20 protein-coding genes are annotated in these 19147 nt (G+C 38.7%); 12 read left to right on the top strand and 8 right to left on the bottom strand.

The genetic code is table 11. The annotated features are described in order from the left end of the window. Positions 1–65: 65 nt before the first annotated feature. Positions 66–830, bottom strand: a complete 765-nt coding sequence (locus HNQ84_RS10915; protein ID WP_435622125.1) for a CAP domain-containing protein — start codon at positions 828–830, stop codon at positions 66–68. A gap of 224 nt (positions 831–1054) precedes the next feature. Here HNQ84_RS10915 and HNQ84_RS10910 point away from each other — a divergent pair, with 224 nt between their 5' ends. The 4 genes from HNQ84_RS10910 to HNQ84_RS10895 all read left to right on the top strand — a co-directional run bounded on the left by HNQ84_RS10910 (position 1055) and on the right by HNQ84_RS10895 (position 6314). Continuing rightward, positions 1055–2452 (top strand): PTS mannitol transporter subunit IIBC, encoded by a 1398-nt coding sequence (locus HNQ84_RS10910; RefSeq protein ID WP_435622124.1) that lies wholly within the window; start codon positions 1055–1057, stop codon positions 2450–2452. 195 nt (positions 2453–2647) lie between these two features. Further along, positions 2648–4723, top strand: a complete 2076-nt coding sequence (locus HNQ84_RS10905; RefSeq protein WP_435622123.1) for a BglG family transcription antiterminator — start codon at positions 2648–2650, stop codon at positions 4721–4723. Further along, the gene (locus tag HNQ84_RS10900) at positions 4724–5161 is read left to right on the top strand and encodes a PTS mannitol transporter subunit IIA (protein ID WP_435622152.1); all 438 of its coding nucleotides are present in this window, start codon (positions 4724–4726) and stop codon (positions 5159–5161) included. 1 nt (position 5162) lies between these two features. Further along, positions 5163–6314, top strand: a complete 1152-nt coding sequence (locus HNQ84_RS10895) for a mannitol-1-phosphate 5-dehydrogenase (protein ID WP_435622122.1) — start codon at positions 5163–5165, stop codon at positions 6312–6314. Between the two features lie 14 nt (positions 6315–6328). Here HNQ84_RS10895 and HNQ84_RS10890 read toward each other — a convergent pair whose 3' ends face one another. Continuing rightward, the gene (locus tag HNQ84_RS10890) at positions 6329–6721 is read right to left on the bottom strand and encodes a hypothetical protein (protein WP_032099589.1); all 393 of its coding nucleotides are present in this window, start codon (positions 6719–6721) and stop codon (positions 6329–6331) included. 661 nt (positions 6722–7382) lie between these two features. On the opposite strand from HNQ84_RS10890, the gene HNQ84_RS10885 reads away from it, so the two are divergent. The 6 genes from HNQ84_RS10885 (at position 7383) to HNQ84_RS10860 (ending at position 11451) form a co-directional block, all read left to right on the top strand. Then, the gene (locus HNQ84_RS10885; protein WP_435622121.1) at positions 7383–8588 is read left to right on the top strand and encodes a two-component system sensor histidine kinase NtrB; all 1206 of its coding nucleotides are present in this window, start codon (positions 7383–7385) and stop codon (positions 8586–8588) included. A gap of 136 nt (positions 8589–8724) precedes the next feature. After that, on the top strand, positions 8725–9087 hold the full coding sequence (locus HNQ84_RS10880; RefSeq protein ID WP_435622120.1) for an ArsR/SmtB family transcription factor: 363 nt from the start codon (positions 8725–8727) through the stop codon (positions 9085–9087). Next, entirely contained in the window at positions 9080–10027 is a 948-nt protein-coding gene (locus tag HNQ84_RS10875; RefSeq protein WP_435622119.1) for a permease, read from the top strand. Before HNQ84_RS10880 ends, HNQ84_RS10875 begins: the two co-directional genes overlap by 8 nt. 12 nt (positions 10028–10039) lie before the next feature. After that, positions 10040–10270 carry a thioredoxin family protein gene (locus tag HNQ84_RS10870; protein ID WP_032099587.1) on the top strand — a complete coding sequence of 77 codons (231 nt, stop codon included), beginning with the start codon at positions 10040–10042 and terminating at the stop codon, positions 10268–10270. Positions 10271–10375: 105 nt separating this feature from the next. Then, on the top strand, positions 10376–10699 hold the full coding sequence (locus HNQ84_RS10865; RefSeq protein WP_055441377.1) for a YnfA family protein: 324 nt from the start codon (positions 10376–10378) through the stop codon (positions 10697–10699). An 11-nt stretch (positions 10700–10710) separates the two neighbouring features. Further along, positions 10711–11451 carry a YkgJ family cysteine cluster protein gene (locus HNQ84_RS10860; RefSeq protein WP_435622118.1) on the top strand — a complete coding sequence of 247 codons (741 nt, stop codon included), beginning with the start codon at positions 10711–10713 and terminating at the stop codon, positions 11449–11451. A 28-nt stretch (positions 11452–11479) separates the two neighbouring features. Here the strand turns inward: HNQ84_RS10860 and HNQ84_RS10855 are convergent, their stop codons facing one another. The 4 genes from HNQ84_RS10855 to HNQ84_RS10840 are packed head-to-tail and all read right to left on the bottom strand — an operon-like array spanning position 11480 to position 14630. Continuing rightward, on the bottom strand, positions 11480–11734 hold the full coding sequence (locus HNQ84_RS10855) for a sigma-G-dependent sporulation-specific acid-soluble spore protein CsgA (protein WP_032099584.1): 255 nt from the start codon (positions 11732–11734) through the stop codon (positions 11480–11482). A gap of 54 nt (positions 11735–11788) precedes the next feature. Further along, positions 11789–12826, bottom strand: coding sequence for an iron-containing alcohol dehydrogenase family protein (locus tag HNQ84_RS10850; RefSeq protein ID WP_435622117.1), 1038 nt, complete (start codon positions 12824–12826; stop codon positions 11789–11791). Then, positions 12823–13473, bottom strand: coding sequence for an MtnX-like HAD-IB family phosphatase (locus tag HNQ84_RS10845; protein ID WP_435622116.1), 651 nt, complete (start codon positions 13471–13473; stop codon positions 12823–12825). Before HNQ84_RS10845 ends, HNQ84_RS10850 begins: the two co-directional genes overlap by 4 nt. A gap of 38 nt (positions 13474–13511) precedes the next feature. Beyond that, positions 13512–14630, bottom strand: a complete 1119-nt coding sequence (locus tag HNQ84_RS10840) for an NAD(P)/FAD-dependent oxidoreductase (RefSeq protein WP_435622115.1) — start codon at positions 14628–14630, stop codon at positions 13512–13514. 121 nt (positions 14631–14751) lie between these two features. On the opposite strand from HNQ84_RS10840, the gene HNQ84_RS10835 reads away from it, so the two are divergent. Continuing rightward, entirely contained in the window at positions 14752–16437 is a 1686-nt protein-coding gene (locus tag HNQ84_RS10835) for a hypothetical protein (protein ID WP_183248831.1), read from the top strand. A gap of 26 nt (positions 16438–16463) precedes the next feature. Here HNQ84_RS10835 and HNQ84_RS10830 read toward each other — a convergent pair whose 3' ends face one another. Both HNQ84_RS10830 and HNQ84_RS10825 read right to left on the bottom strand, forming a co-directional pair. Next, positions 16464–17453, bottom strand: a complete 990-nt coding sequence (locus HNQ84_RS10830) for a sodium-dependent bicarbonate transport family permease (protein ID WP_183248829.1) — start codon at positions 17451–17453, stop codon at positions 16464–16466. 115 nt (positions 17454–17568) lie between these two features. After that, on the bottom strand, positions 17569–17928 hold the full coding sequence (locus tag HNQ84_RS10825) for a Na-translocating system protein MpsC family protein (RefSeq protein ID WP_032099579.1): 360 nt from the start codon (positions 17926–17928) through the stop codon (positions 17569–17571). Between the two features lie 300 nt (positions 17929–18228). On the opposite strand from HNQ84_RS10825, the gene HNQ84_RS10820 reads away from it, so the two are divergent. Further along, positions 18229–19146, top strand: coding sequence for a diacylglycerol/lipid kinase family protein (locus tag HNQ84_RS10820; protein WP_183248826.1), 918 nt, complete (start codon positions 18229–18231; stop codon positions 19144–19146). Position 19147 lies beyond the last annotated feature (1 nt).

The raw sequence follows: 19147 nt of genomic DNA, 5'->3' as shown, positions 1-19147 counted from the left end.
GTGGTTTTTTGTGTTGTCATGGTTAGTGTTAAACTCCATTTCCTTTTACAGAGGCAAAGGAAACTTTACTTCCCGATAAACATTTGTGTCCAATAGTTTCCATTCCCGTCAAATCCGACACCGATATGTGTAAAGTTTCGATTTAAAATGTTCGCGCGGTGTCCCGGGCTATTCATCCAAGCATTGACCACTTCTTGCGGTGTTCGTTGCCCTTTGGCGATGTTTTCCCCAGCTGTTCGATAAGAAACGCCAAAGTCGCGCATCATATCAAAAGGGGAACCGTATGTTGGGCTTGTATGTGAAAAATAATTATTTTTTCGCATATCTTCCGATTTTTTCTGAGCAACGGAGCTAAGTTGCGCATCAGCACGTAAAGCTGGTAACCCCGCCCGAGCACGTTCTCTATTTGTTAAATCAATGACTTGTTGTGCATATTGGCTAATGCTCGTTGTTGGTGTTGTTTGTCTTGGTTGTTGCTGTATTGGTTGTTGTGTTTGTCTGTTCGGTTGTGTCGGCGTTGCTTGATTTGGACGTTGATATGCATTTGGTGCTTGCGTATAAGGTCTTGGCTGCATATACATTCTTTGTTGTTCCATTAACGATCGTTCAATTTGCGTACGTAAATTTGCAGCATCCTTTGGATCGATTGGAACAAATTTATAACGAGCATCTTGGATCAATATAGCCTTTGTATGCGGATATTGATCGCTTGATAGCGTTGTATGCAAAGCAGAAATGTTGGAACGATTGTTCATATCCATTGCATTGTTACAACCAACAACAGCAAGCAAGCTTAAAGCGGCAATAGACTTCGTTAGCTTTGTTATCATTTGTGCACCCCTCCTTGGCGTATTTCATGGTCATGCACCATTAGTTTTTACGATGATGTGGCAAACTAAAGATGGGAATGGTTGAGAAATGTTTTTTCCTCTTTTTTCTTTTAAAAAATGACAAGATTGTGACAGACAAAATGATATTTACTTTAAATTGAATACAATCTGTAAGCGCTTTAATATAAAGCTATAGCAAGAACAAATCAAAAGGAGGAAAAAACATGGAAAATCAAACAGGTTTTCGTGTGAAGGTGCAACGTTTTGGCAGTTATTTAAGCGGAATGATTATGCCAAATATCGGAGCATTTATTGCGTGGGGAATTATTACTGCGCTATTTATTCCAACAGGTTGGTTACCAAATGAAACATTTGCTAAATTAGTTGGACCGATGATTACGTACTTATTACCGTTATTAATTGGTTATACAGGCGGAAAAATGATTTATGATGTTCGCGGTGGTGTTGTCGGTGCAACAGCAACGATGGGGGTCATTGTCGGTTCAGACATCCCAATGTTTTTAGGTGCAATGATTATGGGACCGCTTGGCGGATATGCGATCAAACAGTTTGACAAGCTATTCCACGGAAAAGTCAAACAAGGTTTTGAAATGTTAGTGAACAACTTTTCGGCAGGTATTATTGGCGGATTGCTTACACTAGTTGCCTTTAAAGGAATTGGACCGGTTGTTTTAGGATTAAACAAAACATTGGCAGCAGGTGTAGAAGCAATCGTTCATGCAAAATTATTACCTTTAGCCAACATCTTTATTGAGCCAGCCAAAGTATTATTTTTAAACAATGCGATTAACCACGGTATTTTAAGTCCACTTGGTGTTGAACAAGCAGCAAAAACAGGAAAGTCGATTTTATTCTTGCTTGAAACAAACCCAGGTCCAGGTCTTGGTATTTTACTTGCTTATTGGTTATTTGGTAAAGGAATGGCGAAACAATCTGCTCCAGGTGCTGTGATCATCCACTTCCTTGGAGGAATTCACGAAATTTACTTCCCATATATTTTAATGCGTCCAGTATTAATTTTGGCAGCAATTGCCGGCGGTGTGAGCGGAGTATTTACATTCACATTATTTAATGCAGGTCTTGTTGCTGTGCCATCGCCAGGAAGTATTTTTGCACTACTTGCTATGACACCACGTGGTCATTACTTAGGCGTGCTTGCTGGGGTAATCGTTGCAGCTGTTGTCTCTTTCTTAGTGGCATCATTCTTCTTAAAAACATCAAAGCAAGAAGAGAGCGATTTAGAACAAGCAACAGAGCAAATGCAACAATTAAAAGGAAAGAAAAGCAGTGTTGCCTCTGCATTGAGCACAGCAGCTCCAAAGCAAGTAAAGAAAATTGTTTTTGCTTGTGATGCAGGAATGGGTTCAAGTGCCATGGGTGCTTCTATCATGAGAAACAAAGTACAAAAAGCGGGTCTTGATATTGAGGTAACAAACACAGCAATTAATCAGTTACCAGCTGATGCAGACGTTGTGATTACGCATCAAAATTTAACAGATCGTGCAAAAGAAAAATTACCAAATGCATATCACGTATCTGTTGAAAACTTTTTAAACAGCCCAAAATATGACGAGTTAATTGAGATGTTAAAAAATGAATAATGAATGAACAAACAAAAAGGTAAGTGATCTGCTTACCTTTTTGTTTCATATTTAAAAAATGTCAACATTTGAAATGACGAAAAAGCGCTTTCTATTTGTTGTGATATAAAGAAAGTAGCGGTAGAATTTTTCTTGGAAAGTAAGCATGTTTTTTAAAATTGTCAACAATCGTTGCTGACTAAGGGAGGTGAGAATGTGTATATATCAGCGAGAGAAGGAAAAATATTAGATCTTTTATTAACTCATCGGAAAGGTATTACTGTAGCAGATGTGGCAAAGCAATTAGATGTCAGTGAGCGGACGGTTCATCGTGATTTAAAAGGTGTCGAGCAAGTTGTTGAAGCGTATAATTTGCAACTAATCAAAAAAGCAGGTGTCGGCATTCAAATTGTCGGTGAGGAAGAAAAAAAGCACCAGTTACAAATGCATGTATTTCGTTTATCCCATACGGAATATACACCTGAAGAGCGGCAAACGATGATTTTAATTGCTTTGTTGGAATCAGGCGAGCCTGTGAAATTAATTTCTCTTGCAAATGATTTGAACGTAACGGTCGCCACCATCAGCAACGATTTAGACAAAATTGAAGAAAAAGTTGAAAAACATGGACTTTCCCTTGTTCGTAAAAGAGGATACGGAGTAGAAATATGCGGTTCTGAAGCGGCGAAACGTAAAATGATGAGCGAACTGTTATTTGAACATTTTGATGAGTCGCAGTTTTTCTCATTCATGAAAGAATCGATTCAAAAAAAATCATCAGATCTTGTAAATACAGTAACTGAGAAACTGCTTGGACTTGTCGACAAGAAAAAGTTGTTTATGATTGAACAACAAATTGAAGCGATGAAAGAACATCTCCCATTTACAATTGCCGATAGCTCGTACATTGCGCTCGTCATTCATCTTGCGCTAGCAATTGAACGCATTATGCAAGGAGAAGCGATTCATTTTGATGCGCAACATTTCCAAACAATTGGCATGACGAAAGAATACGAAACAGCGGAAAAAATCGCAAAAAGGCTGGAAGAAGTGTTTCATCTTGTCATCCCTAAAGAAGAAATTGGTTACATTACGATGCATTTAATGGGGGCAAAATTACGGACTCGTCGCGGATATATGCTAGAGGAAGCGAGTTTAGAAATCGCAATGAAAACGCAAGAACTCATACGTTTTGTAAGCGACCAAATAGGAGTCGACTTAACAGACGACTATCCATTGTATGAAGATTTAATCGTTCACTTAAAACCAGCTTTATATCGCATTCAGCATCATATGGGAATTACGAATCCATTGCTTCATAAAATTATGCAAGATTATAGCGAGTTATTTCATATTGTGCAACAAGGTGTGCGTCACGTATTTTCAGATATCGTTGTGCCGAAAGAAGAAATTGGTTATTTGGTGCTTCATTTTGCATCAGCGCTATTGCGTGATAAACAAGGAGTGCGAGCGCTTGTTATTTGTTCAAGTGGAATTGGGACAGCAAAAATATTAGCTACCCGTCTGGAAAAGGAAATACCAGATATTTCTCATATTGAACAAAAGTCATTTTTTGACATGCGACACATTGATGTCAACGAATATGACCTTATTGTATCAACAGTTCCGATTCATACGTCTCAACCATATTTTCTCGTAAATCCGATGTTGCCAGAAGAAGAAGTTGCTGCGATTCGACAGTTTTTAAAAACAAAAACGTTTTCTATCCGTTCTCAAAAGGTGAATGCATCGAAAAAAGGGATTGAAAAAATTCGTTCGATTCATGTCGTGAGTGAAACAATTGTTCAGTTATTAAACGGTTTTTCCATGCGGGATTTATCCTCTCACTCGCTTCAAGAAGCGTTAATAGATGCATGTACACAACTTGAACAACAAGGTGTTATTTGTAGCAAAGAGCGAGTGGTTGAAGAATTGTTAAGACGGGAGCAAGTCGGTGGATTAGGAATTCCGAATACGACTTTAGCGCTGTATCACACGCGGAGCGAAGATGTTTTACAACCATCTTTTACGATGTATACACTAGTACACCCACAAACGATCATGGGGATGGATCAACAGCCGATGACGTTGAATCGTCTTTTGTTGTTGTTAGCGCCAAAAAATGCACAAGATGATATGTTGCAAGTGCTTAGTCATGTTAGCTCGCTCATCATTAAAGATGAAGAAAGTATACAATTGTTTTCAAAAGGAAGTAAAGAACAAATTTATACGTTTTTCAGTGCACAATTAGAGAAATTTTTTTACGAACAAATTCAACAGCACAAGGAGTGAATTACAGTGACAGTATTAAAGAAGGAAAATATCGTACTAGGTGCAGACGTAAAAACGAAAGAAAAAGCGATTCGATTAGCAGGACGTATTTTAGTGGAACAGGGATATGTAGAGGAGTTTTATATTGATAAAATGTTTGAACGAGAAGCGTTAACATCGACATATATGGGGAATTTTGTAGCCATTCCACATGGTACAGAAGATGCAAAAAAACTTGTGAAACAAGCAGGTTTGTCGATCGTGCAAGTGCCGAATGGGGTTGATTTTGGAGCAGGAAATATCGTGAAAATTTTAATCGGTATTGCGGGGAAAGATAATGAGCATTTAGAAATTTTGTCGAAAGTGGCAATCGTGTGCTCAGAGGAAGAAAATATTCAAAAAATGATTGCAGCAACGACGGAAGACGAAATTTTGCAATTATTAAATGAGGTGAAATAATATGTTAGCGGTTCATTTTGGCGCAGGGAATATAGGGCGAGGATTTATCGGCAGTTTGTTGTCACAGTCAGAATACGATGTGGTGTTTGTTGATGTAAACGATAAAGTTGTACAAGCGCTTCAACAAAAAGGACAATATGAAGTGATCATCGCGGGAGAGACGACAGAAAAACAAATTGTTCGCAACGTATCGGCATTGCATAGTCAACATCAACAAAGTGAAATCATTGATCATATTGCGCGTGCTGATTTAGTAACAACAGCTGTTGGTCCAAACGTATTACCGCTTATTTCACAGACGATTGCGGAAGGATTAAAGAAGCGATTAACAGATCATCCTGTGCATATTATCGCTTGCGAAAACATGATTGGTGGCAGTGAACATTTAAAGAAATATGTATGGGAACACTTATCAGAACAAGGGCAAGCGTCTTTAAAAGACAAATGTGCGTTTTTAAACTGTGCGGTTGATCGTATCGTTCCAAACCAAACCCATGAAGATCCGTTAACTGTTGTCGTTGAACCATTTTTTGAATGGGTTATTGAGACGAAAGAAGTAATTGGAGATATTCCACACATTATTGGGGTACATTTCGTTGAGGATTTACAACCATACATCGAAAGAAAGTTATTTACTGTCAATACAGGACATGCGATTGTTGCTTACTTAGGATATCATAAAAAATATGAGACAATTCATGAAGCAATGGCGGACAGTAATATTTTTGAAGATGTGACAAATGCTTTACGTGAGTCAGGACGAGTACTTGTTCATCAATATGGTTGGGATGAAGTTGAACATCAAGCATATATTGAAAAAATTGTTCAACGGTTTATCAATCCTTCCATGACGGATGAAGTGATACGGGTGGCTCGTTCTCCAATTCGTAAACTCGGACCGAACGATCGACTTATTCGTCCGGCGATGACATATTACGAATGCTTCGGGGAAGTGCCTACATCTTTAGCGAAAGGAATCGCAGCATTGTTGCTGTTTGATTATGAAGGGGATGCAGAAGCGGTACAACTTCAACAAACGATAAAAGAAAGCGGAGTAGAGGGAGCGCTTGAAAAGTACGCTCAACTTTCATCCGATCATCCGCTTGTTGCAGAAATCAAAAAACAAATGACTCATATAAAAGAGCCATCTTGACGCAGATGGCTCTTTTACATCGACTTCTTTTTAAAAAGAGTGCGAATCATTTCGGCAATGATTCCAACCACTATACCGAACGCTGAAATAACGAGAAAAGAAATGATGCTTGTCAGATCACTCCATCCATCGTGCATACGGGTAAACGAAATAAACAAAACATAAACGATTCCGATAGTAAAGAAAGAAGAGCATACGACGACAAACGTTTTTTTACCGAAAAAACCACTTATTCCAATGATACATGATAAAATAAAGGAAATAATCCCAAAACCAACGAGCTGCTTATCGTCCAATCCCACATTCAGCAATAAACGAGATGCGATCAACATGCAAAACAAGAGGAAAAATAAAAAAATGGAGACGCCATACCACTGTCTTGACCGACTCTCAGGAAGTTTTATCATCGCTGTCACTCCTTTGTCATTTTCCTTATTATATCGTACGATTGATTTTGTTGAATAGAGGAACGAAGAAAAATCCTTTATTGCTTATTGTCGTTATCTACAATAGAATGATAGAGTCAAAACTGTACATGATAGGTGAATACATTTTATGAAACGATTATTTACGCTATATGTGACGCTCATCTCTTTGATTGGATGTGCATTATTTCTCTATATATGGCCATTTTCAGATGTGAATGTAGTACAACAATGGTTGTTGTTACTGTTATTTGCTGGTTCGGTAGCATTGTTAGATCGATATTTAATATGTCTCCCACCTAGTGGTAATTCGTTTACATTGGAATCCTCGATTTATTTGTCTCTGCTTTTTGTTTTTGGATTGAAATATACCTTAGCTGTCTTAATATTAGGGGGGATTATTGTATATTTTACCCATCTTCAAAAAATGGTTTGGTGGAAACATGTATTTAATTTTGCGGTCTACGCCATTATGATCTGTAGCGCTTATTATGTTTATATCATTTTTGGTGGAGTAGTTGGGGAAATATCTTTCGAATACTTTTTTGCCTATATATTCTGCTTTCTTACTTATTTTATTTTAAACGCTGTACTTATGGCTATATATTTTTCGCTTCATTCATCCAAGAATTTCTCTGTTGTATTGATTCATACAGTAAAAGAAGTTGTATATATTTATGCCGTTACATTTGTAGTATCTCTCATCCTAGCCATTCTTTTTAAGTTTGATTCATTCTTTGGTTTATTTTTGTACACATTTATTATGCTATTGCTTTCTTCAACTTTTCGACAGTATTCTCGCTTATATGAGAAACTAGAGGATGATAAAGTATATATTGAGCAACTGCTCAATTCATTGCCTATTGGTTTGATTACAATTGATAATTCAAAGTCGAATCTTTTCATTAACAATTCCGCCGCTACGTTGCTCGATTTAGATAAAAAAGAAATTAAACAAATGATCGAGCAAGAAAGACAAAGTGAACATAATGTTTTGTTTTGGGAACTTTTCATGCGTCGCGATCCGTTTCAGCAAGTTAAAGTTTCGTATGAAAGAGATGGAGAGAAAAAAATATTTTTAGTGTCGCAATCGAGGTTGCTTAATTTGTATAGCGAAACGGCAGGACGTACAATTTTCTTTCTCGACATCACCGAAATCGAGGAACTGACAAGACGCATGCATCAATCGGAAAAGTTGGCGTTAGTTGGGGAGATGGCGGCGAAAGCGGCGCATGAAATTCGCAATCCGCTTACGGTCATTCATGGCTTTTTAGCGTTTATGAACGAAAATTTAGCGGAAAACGAGCGCGAACAATATCACATTCCGCTTTTATTAAAAGAAATTGACCGCATTAATGCGATTGTCGAAGATATGCTTCTCATTGCAAAGCCGAGCGCACCGATGTTAAAAGAGACGTACATGGAAACGATCGTTCAAGATCTTCTTTCTTTGCTGCAGCACACATGTGAAACAAAAAAAATCGCTGTTCACGTTCGTCTGGATCGGGTTCTGTTATGGATCGATCCGAAACAAATGATGCAAGTGTTATACAATTTACTGCACAACAGCATCGAAGCTATTGAAGAAAACGGCACGATTTGCATGTATTCCGATGTGAATGAGACGTACAATATGTATATTTACGACTCCGGTCGCGGAATTCCAAAAGAGATGCAAAAGACGATTTTTGAACCGTTTATGACAACGAAATCATCGGGCACAGGCTTAGGGTTAACGATTGTGAAGCGAATTATTGAAAACCATGGCGGAACGATTGCGCTTCATGACAGTTCAGAGAAAGGAACGACGTTTGTCATCAGCTTGCCGATTGGGCGAAAAGAAGAATAGAAAAAGGTGTCTGTAACGGATACCTTTTTCTATTCATATAAAAAGTGGTTAAAAAACAACAAAAAATGTTCACAAATTAAAACTATAAAACTAGAAAAATAGTTTTATAATTAATAAAGAGGAGGGGAGTGAACGAATGATGAAAAAGGATTGGCAATTGAAAGATGAAAGCGAAATAAACGACGTGATTGAAAAAGCGAAGCGAACTTTTCCTTTTTTTCAGGATGATCAACTTATCAAAGACCGTGCGCAATTGTTTAAAGCGCTCGGTGATGAAACACGTTTACGTATTGTTGGCATGTTAATGCATACAGATTTATGCATGTGTGAGATTACAGCAGGGTTGCAGCTACCTCCATCAACCGTTACACATCATTTGAAATTACTTGAACGGGGAAAAGTAGTCCATGTATATAAGCAAGGAAAATTTACAATTTATCGGCTAAATCGAGAGGCGGTCATGCCGCTCATTCAAGAAAGAAGAGATGTTCATGTTTAGAGCATTTGCAGATTGGTTAGTTAAAGATGTGTTCGGGTTATCACTCACGTCAAAACTTGGTGGGGCACTTCATTTTTTCATTTATGATACACTAAAAATTATCGCTTTATTGTCTGTTATGGTATTCGTTATTTCGTTTGTCCGTAGCTTTTTTCCACCTGAAAAAGTAAAGCAGTGGATTAGTGGGAAGAAAAAAGGAGTTGCAAGTGTGTTAGCAGCCTTGCTTGGCGTCGTATCGCCATTTTGTTCGTGCTCAACCGTTCCACTTTTTATCGGATTTGTTGAAGCCGGGATTCCACTTGGGGTCACATTTACCTTTTTAATTTCGTCGCCGATTGTCAATGAAGTGTCACTCGTTATACTATTTTCAATTTTTGGATGGAAAATTGCCGTTTTATACGTTTTGTTCGGTGTGTTATTGGCAATTGTTGCTGGTTTGATAATTGGAAAATTAAACTTAGAGAAATACATTGAATCATACGTGTTTAGTATTAAATTAGGACAATCTGTCGTTCAACAGATGACTATGCGTGAGCGACTCGCTTATGCGAAAACGAATGTCACGGATACGGTAAAAAAAATATGGGTATTTTTGTTTATCGGAATCGGAATCGGAGCATGGATTCATGGCTATGTTCCGGAAGATTTACTCATTCGTTATGCTGGAAAAGAAAGCATATTGGCCGTTCCGGTTGCGGTTATTCTTGGTGTGCCACTATACTCGAATGCAGTTGGCTCACTTCCGATGATTGAAGCGTTAATAGGGAAAGGAATGGCACCGGGAACGGCGCTTTCTTTTATGATGGCGATGACAGCATTATCGTTTCCAGAGATGGTGTTGCTTCGCAAAGTGATGAAACCGCAACTCATTGGTATATTTGTCCTTATTGCAACCGTTGGCATTATTGCCATTGGCTATATATTTAATGCGATATTGTAGGAGGATGAGAACATGATTATTAAAGTGTTAGGAACAGGATGCAAAAAATGCCGCGAGCTTGAACAAAACGTGCGAATGGCGCTTGCCCAATTACAAGTAGATGCACAAGTAGAAAAAGTAGAGGACATCGCAAAAATTATGAGTTATGGGGTAATGAGCACACCGGCACTTGTAGTAAATGAAAAAGTTGTATCAACAGGAAAGCTGTTATCTGTTGATGAAGTGATAGGGATCATAAAATAAAGAGGTGCTAAACGCCTCTTTATTTTTTTATAAAAAATTTGTGATAGATGACAAATTATTATAAAATTCAAACATCGATTACGAACAGTGGAAAGGAGAAAGTGGATGAGCGCAATTGTTTTATTTTTATTGGCAGGTCTTGCAGAAATCGGTGGAGGGTATCTTATATGGCTTTGGCTGCGTGAAGGAAAGCAAGCCATGTACGGAATTGCTGGCGGAATATGTTTAGCATTATACGGTGTCATTGCGACGTTTCAATCGTTTCCATCGTTCGGGCGAGTGTATGCGGCATATGGAGGGGTTTTTATTATTTTATCTTTGCTGTGGGGATGGGGGATCGACAAAAAAACGCCAGATTTGTATGATTGGATTGGAGGCGTTATATGTTTAGTCGGTGTGGCAGTCATGCTTTGGGCACCGAGACAGTAAGGGGGATCAACATGCCTTTAACATATGAACAAATTGTACGAGTTTGTAAACAAATTAATGAAAAGCATATGCCGAATGGACAAGCGTTCGTTGATGCAGTCGATATGTGGTTGGAACGGTACGAAGGAGAAAACGGGAAGGAGTTTATGTTCTCAGCCTTTAAAAAATTGCTTTTTCTTGTTGATGAGCACATTCATACGATTGAGCGCAAAGTAAATATTCGTCCAACTTGTACGAAAGGATGTGCATACTGTTGTTACTTTCCAATCATTACAACGAGAGCAGAAGCGAAGTGGATGATGATGAAAATTGCTGAGCTACCTAAAAAGGAACAGGAGCGGATTGATCAACATATACAATGGTATGGTAAACATTATGCTGATAAAATAAAGCGAGTGAACATGTTAGATTTTACAGAAGATCAGCGTTTTAAAGAAATATACATGAAAGAACAATTGCCGTGTATATTTTTAAATCGTGAAACAAATACATGTTTTGTTTATGAAGTAAGACCCATACCATGTCGTACGTATTTAAACTACTGTTCCCCAAACGTATGTGCCGAATCTTATATGCCTGACGAACCGTTTAGTTATGAATTTTTATATGAATTTTATGTCGAAGCGCTTCATGATTTAATTCAAACGCTCGTCTATGAAGGGGAAAATGTCGGGATTGACTATCCAGATGACTTGTTTGACATGGACTATTTGTTTCGTTTTTTTATGGATGAAACAAATAAAAAGGTCTAGCGCTTAAATGGGCGCAAGACCTTTTTATTTAAATGAGTTGCTCGTATATTTCATTTAAATGATGTATGCGAACATCGTCTTGTTCTTCTTTTGCATATTTCATTTCTTGGCGCAACATGCGATCTAAAAATGCTGCTTCTTTTTGTGATAAGTCGCGGACGAATTGTTCTTCATTTTTGTACGGTTTACTTATCAGCTTTTTATATAAATGAATGGCTACCGCGTGATGACGGTCAGCATAGTTTGCTAATGCTTCGCGTAAATACGCTAACGTTTGATTCAACCGCACCACCTCCTCAAACAGTAGGGTAGGCGGTTTCGCAATGAAATATGTGTGCTATGTAAAAATCTCTTGTAAAATAGGGTCTTTATCAAGAAGTTCGATTGCACGCTTTCGATATTGTTCATCGTGAATATACGTATAACGATTTGGCTTGATCGTTGGTGCAATGTTGATGGCCTGGCGATACTCTTCCTTATTTAGTTGTAATGTTTTGACGTAGTCAAAAAATCCGGTCCGTGTAAACACTTTTGTGATGCGTTCAGCTCGATGCTGTTGGACGTGAGCCATGATATACGTAGCGATCCCAACTTGAATGCCGTGCATATGTGGCGATGAACTGATTTTATCAAGCGCATGGGAGATTAAATGCTCAGATCCACTAATTGGCGCGCTATTCCCACTAATAACCGTTGAAATGCCGCTCATCGTTAAAGAGCTAATTAGTTCCTTTAGAAAAATAGGATGCTTAATATTTTGCATTGGCGTTCGAATAAAGCTATTGACTGCTTTTTTGCTAATCATCGCAGCAAAAGCGTTCACGCGACTAACTCCGTGGCTTTGTTCGAACTCCCAGTCGTACAGCGCTGTAATGTTGGACATTAAATCGCCCACGCCCGCTAAAATAAAGCGCTCAGGAGCTTGCTGAATGATGTTTAAGTCAGCTAAAATGCCGAATGGCACTTTGGCGGGAACGGTTGTTTTTTTACCGTGAACAAGCAACGAGCAGTTCGTGCTTGCAAACCCATCATTCGATGCGGACGTCGGAATGCTAATGAACGGCACTTGTCGTAAAAATGCCATATATTTGCCGCAGTCAATGACCGCGCCACCACCCATCGCCATCATCACGTCACAATGAGGAAGCTCAAACGCTTTTCTCATAATGTCAACGATATCAAGCTGTGGAGGTAAACAGACGGTATGAACGGAAATGGACGAGATCGTTTGTTTTATCTCTTGCTCGTACGCTTGATAAGTAAAATCATCAAATAATATAACAGCTTTCGAAAAACGATACGTTCGCATCATTTCATCTATACGTGAAATGACATTTTCACCAATTTCAAGAATGGATGGAATTGGGATGTTCATTTCAATACTCCTTTTTCTCGTAAATAACGTTCAACATCTGCAAACGTGTCCACAGGAACAAAAGGAATATGTTGCTCGTGCAACAATGATTGTAAAGTGCCTTTCGCAAATGTTATATCGGCTACTTTTGCTGCGTGAACATCGGGTTCACTATCGCCGATGAAATAAACCGTTTCATACGTCTGTTTTAATGTACGAATGACGCTTGATTTATCAATGCCATATATTTCCGAATAATGAATATGATTCGGATCAATGCGCATATGAATATTTTTGTCATGATAATATCCTTCGTTAGAAAAAATGTCAACGCCACGTATATCGTACTTTTTTAAAAGATGGCGAATATAATAATCGGTTCCCGCGCTTAATACATAAAAATCACCTTCGCTTTGTTGGACACGTTTGATAAAAGGTAAGACCGTTTCATCAATCGGAATATGGTGAATATCTTCAATGATTTTTTCTTCATCTTGATGAATGGATGTAAATACGGTGCTTAGAAAGTCGATATCTTTTATTTTTCCGGCACGCCATTGTTGGAATAATTGCTCACCTTCTGGAAAATATTTCTCAATAACAATCCAGTAAAAGTCTTTATTCGAGATTGTTCCGTCAAAATCAGAAACAAAAGCCCATTTGTTCATTAGTGAACCTCCGTTTTTGTTGTTATTATATGCATTTATTAAAGAAATTGAATGGCTTGGGCAACATCGTAGTCGTTTTGTTGTAATGAAGTAGATTGTCTAAGAATGATTTTCGTAAGCTCCGCCCCAACATATGGACCGGCAGTCAAGCCGGATGCGCCAAGACCATTTGCTACGTAAAGACCTTCGATCTGTGGTACTGCCCCGAATACAGGCAAAAAGTTTGGGGCATGAGGACGGAAGCCAACGCGTGTTTCCGCATGAGTCCAATCCGCTAAGTGAGGAGCGATGGTTAATGCTTTATGTAACACTTCGTATAACCCACCGGCAGTTACACGACAGTCAATACCAACACCGTCTTCATGTGTAGCTCCAACAACTATTTTTCCGTTCGGAAAGGCAAGTAAATATTGATTGTTTGGTGGCATGACGACAGGCCAATGATCGGTATGCTGTTTAGGGTGCTGTAGGTGGACAATTTGCGCTCGCTGTGGTGTGATGAGAAAATCAATACCTAGTGGCAAAAGTAATGATTTTGCCCAAACACCTGCTGCAACAATGACTGCATCCGCCTCATAACGATCGTTTGCTACCATGGCACCAATAACTCGCTCATTCTCGTGCAAAAGGGTGGCGCTTCCTTTTATATATGCTGCCCCTAATTGGATGGCAGCATGAATAAGAGAACGTCGCAACGCTTCCCCGTCCACTCGGGCCGCTCCGCTCACATATAACGCTTCGTACTCGCTACTTAACACAGGAAATCGTGTTTTTACTTCTTTTGGGGACAAGCGAGTAATTTCTCCAATTTCAGGAGCTTCTTCCCGTCGTTTATACACGCGTTCTTCCATACTTTGTAATTTATCAAAATCATGATGTAAGCAAATTGCCCCGACACGTTTATACCCTGTTTGGTGACCGTATGCTTGTAATTGTTCAATTAACTGTGGATAAAATGCCGCTCCGCCTTTTGCGAGAGCGTACCATTTTTTATTTCGCCGTTGCGATGTCCATGGGCAAATAATTCCTGCTGCTGCTTTCGTTGCTTGTCCTTGATCTTCGCGATCAATTAAAATGACGTGTATTTTTTCTTTTGCTAGATGAAAGGCAATAGAAGCGCCAACAATTCCAGCACCAATGACGATATAACGATTCATCGTTCACACCTTCTTTTTCATTTTGCAACATTAACAATAGCATAATCTTTATATTGTCGCTAATCATTTCTCGTTATAAAATATAAAAAAGCTAACAAATGATGTCATTGGGGTGTATAGATTGGCAGCTGTTGATTTACAACTAAAGCAAATCATGCGCGATTTAAAACATCATGATCCACAAAGGCGATATCAAGCTTTATGTGCACTTGAACAATTGTCAGAAGAAGAAATAGAACTTCAACCTGCTTTTATTCGAAAAATGATTGCGTATGCAACAGAGGTGTTTCCAGATCCTGTTGATGAGTGGGATGATCCGAGCTATCATGTGCTGCAGTTTGCGTTATATTTTGTAAGTGCACAGTTTGTTCCAAATATCCTCGAACATTTTGCGCGCTTCAGTCCTGCAGCGAAAGAAATAGCGTTTCGATATGTATGCGAGTTAGGGGATGAACAATATGATGAGGCATTATATCATATTGTTCATAGCGAGTTGCAACAGCAAACATTTTCAATTCCGTGGGAGCAGCTTCGCCATCGACTGAATGTCATTAAAAAGCTTATTGATCGCGATTATGCTTATTTACCGTCAGATCTTTTTTGTTGGTTATTGCTTCACTTACATCGTGAAGGAGTAGCTTGTCATTTGCAACAGGACGAAATTGTTTCCATACTTATTCGACATTATCGCCAAACGAAAAAAATGTATGCGCCATATGATGCTGATTATAGTCCGATGTTTGTTTTCCGGTTTTGGAAAGAAAACTACTTATCTATTCGAGCTGATATGCACGTATGCCTTTCTTTAATGGAGTTTTATTTTAACGAGGAAATCGCAACATTGTTGCAAGAAGCTTTATCGTTTCGTGATCCGATCATTCAAGCACGAGCGATCGTGGCAGCTTTGCAACATCGCCTGACTGTTGCTGACGATGTCCTTTTAGCATGCGCAAATAATATGGAAAGTGCAAGTTTATTGTATGAAGAAATGGAGCGGATCGGAAAAAAGCAGCTGTTTCCGATGGAAGTAAATAAGCTCAATCATTTTGCAAAAAGCCATTTGTTTTATGTATTAACTCATAAATATAACGTTGTCCCAAACGATATAGAAATGATCGATCATATTGAGATGGAAAATGAGCATAACGAAAAAGTTCGCTATTATTTTCTTTCTTATGTTGATGAGCAAGAAAAGTATGTGGCGTGGGTCGGGGTGTATGTTCAAAGTCAAGATAGGAGAAGTATGTTTGAATATACGTATGTTCCATTTATTCTGCTTCAACAATATTCGATTGAGGAACATAAAAAGTATTTTGTTGAGCAAATCAAGCAAGAGCAACAAACAGAACATACGTTATTTCGGCAACAGTGGACATTTCGTTGGACAAATATTTTATCTTACGCTGTATTGAGTTTGTTTATTTGTTCGCGCTGGCTAATGGCTTTGGAAGCAAAAAGTACATTTTTATATACGCTGTCTTTTTTGTTAACGGTACTAGGAACGTTTTTTATTATTAATGATTGGAGAAAAAGAAATAGGAAAATTGTACTAACAACAAAAAAGTTGGTATATGCTGATCGCTGGGGGATGTGGGAAGTTCCGCTTCATCAAATAAAACAAGTTACTTTTGAACGGCGTACAAATCGTTATCGCATATTTCCGCGAAAAAGCGAACATATTGTTGTATATGACGATCACCATGAGCGGCTGGCTTTTCCGAAAGATGACATAAACGAAGAGCAGTTTGCGCTTCTTCTTCGTTATGCAACAGCTCATTTACAACAACCACCGCATATTCAAAAATAAAAAAGCAAGGGGCTGCCCTTGCTTTTTTAATAAAACCATTTCGCCATTTCGTAATATAATGGCATACCGATCGTTAAGTTGAATGGAAACGTAAGTCCAAGTGCCATACCGAGATAAATGGCGGGGTTGGCTTCTGGGACAGATGCACGCATCGCGGCTGGAGCTGCAATGTAAGAGGCACTTGCGGCAAGCACGCTAAGTAAAATCGTTCCTCCGAAAGATAGCCCTGAATAATAGCCGATGACAACACCTAAAAATCCGTATATAGGTGGTAGGAAAATCCCTAAGGCGAGCAATTTTATTCCATACTTCCGGACAGCTGCAAGCTGATTTCCAGCTGTTAGTCCCATTCCAAGTAAAAAAAGGACGAGCACACTCGGATATAAATCAATAAATAAAGGTTTAACAATCGTAAGGGCACGATCTCCACCAACTAATCCGACGAGAAGGCTGCCGACCATTAAAAACACGCTTTTTCCGAATAACCCTTCCTTAATAATCGGTCCGTATACCGATGTAGCAGAGAAGCGATATACCACTTCTTGCTTATACGAGCGGTTTTCTAGCAACTTCAATATGACGAGCGACACGATGATTGCGGGACTCTCTAATAAGACGACAAATGCGTTCATATAGCTTTCATACGAAATATTTGCTTGTTCGACAAAAGCAAGCGCGGCACCAAATGTAACGATACTGACTGATCCATACGTTGCTGCAATGCCTGTTGCATTTTTACGATCAATGCCGAGACGACGACAAACCGCAAACGTAATGATCGGGATGATAATACCGAGAGATAATGTCCCAACTAATGGGCGAATAAGCTCACGAAAAGAATGTTCCGCAAGTTCAATGCCGCCTTTCATACCGATGGCAATTAACAAATAAATGCTTAACGACTCATTTAATCCCGTTGGTAATTTTAAATCTGATTTGACGAGCGCCGCAATAATACCGAGGATAAAAAATAAAATAGCTGGTGATGTTAAGTTGTTGATAATCATTTCTTGCATGACAATCCTCTCCTTCTATTTCTCTTATTCAACAAAAAAGCCAGAAACATTTTTCGATCGGGTCGAAAAATATTTCCGGCTTATCTTTTACTGACCACAATGGGCCTTTAAAAGATCAACCTTGTATATCGATTGGTTCTTGTAACAAAAAGACGATCATTCGCTCTCCAGTTTTTGTACTAATATCTGTATGCATACTTGTTACTTGTTTCCCTGTTAATGTATAAATCATTTGTTTTAACTGTTCACTACCTGACTCAATTAAATCTGAACGGATGCGTTTAATGGACAACATCCCTTCCTTTGTTTCACACAATACTTTTTCAGCAGGAGTTAAAATGCCGCGTAACTGCACGATAACCATGTTTCGCAAAATATCTGTTTTTACAGAGAGTGGACCGCGGCCTAGATATTCTTTTTCCCATTGGGTGAGAGCCCGACTAATTTGATCCTCTAGTTCCCCTTTTGTTTTCACAATGACCCCCCTTTAGAAACAAAAAACGGCATGCCTCACGTATAGACGAAGTGAAACATACCGATGTATTTTTAGCCTAACTCGTTTCGCCATCGGCCCTTTCGTTTTCGCCATGCTATCATGTCAAAAACGCTAAGGCAAAACAATAAAACGAGCTTGCTATCAATCGTTCGGTGCAACAATTTGTTTTTAATTGTATAAGGCTTCAAAAATTATGTCAAGGGAAAAGATTGATGTCATACATGTATATGCCGTGTTAGAATAAAAGGAAAGGGTGAAATAGGGAATGGGGGAGAAGGCTTGGTATTATATTTTATTGTAAATCCTTCCGCTAAAAATGGAAAGTGTAAAAAAATATGGTGTAAAATAGAACAAAGGCTTCAACGTCGTCATATTGATTATCATGTTGTATTTACACAAAAACAGGGAGATGGAACGAAACTAGCGCAACAATTCGCTGAACAAAAACATGAACCGTTTATATTAATTGCTGTTGGTGGGGATGGAACGATCCATGAAGTGATGAATGGTGTTGCGATGTATGATCATGTGGCTGTCGGATATATCCCCGCTGGGACAGGAAACGATTTTGCTCGCGGGATCAAACTGTCAACAAAATGGAACAAAGCGTTTGGTCATATGTTATCAAGCATAGAACATAAGCGAGATAATTTGTATGATATCGGAGTTTTTCAAGGCACAAAAAGAGGTGTTTTTGTTAACAATGTCGGTTGTGGATTTGATGCACATATTTCAAGAAAAGTGAATGCATCAAAATGGAAACATATTTTAAATCGATTATATTTAGGGAAGTTTGTTTACGTTTTTTATTTATTAAAGGAACTTTTTACATATCAACCAACAGCCGTTCAATTGACTGTTGATCAAAAACAATATGCGTTTTCGAGAGCATGGCTTGTTACTGTGGCGAATCACCCGTATTATGGCGGGGGGATGAAAATTGCTCCGCTTGCAGAGGCAAATGATCAACATTTTGATATTGTCGTTGTCGATGGAGTGTCAAGAATGAAATTGCTCGGGTTATTTGTGACGGTTTTTTGGGGCGGTCACATCAAAATGAAGGAAGTACATATATTTCAAGGGAAGTATATTCATATTCGCAGCCATGCGTCTTTGCCTTTGCATGCTGACGGTGAACAAATTGGGGAAGGTGAAATCACGATTTTAGTAAATAAACAAATACGTGTGTTTCGATAGC

Origin of the sequence: Anoxybacillus eryuanensis (assembly GCF_051200995.1) — a bacterium.
Lineage (GTDB): Bacteria > Bacillota > Bacilli > Bacillales > Anoxybacillaceae > Anoxybacillus > Anoxybacillus tengchongensis.
This window is presented reverse-complemented; position numbering and strand designations above follow the sequence as displayed.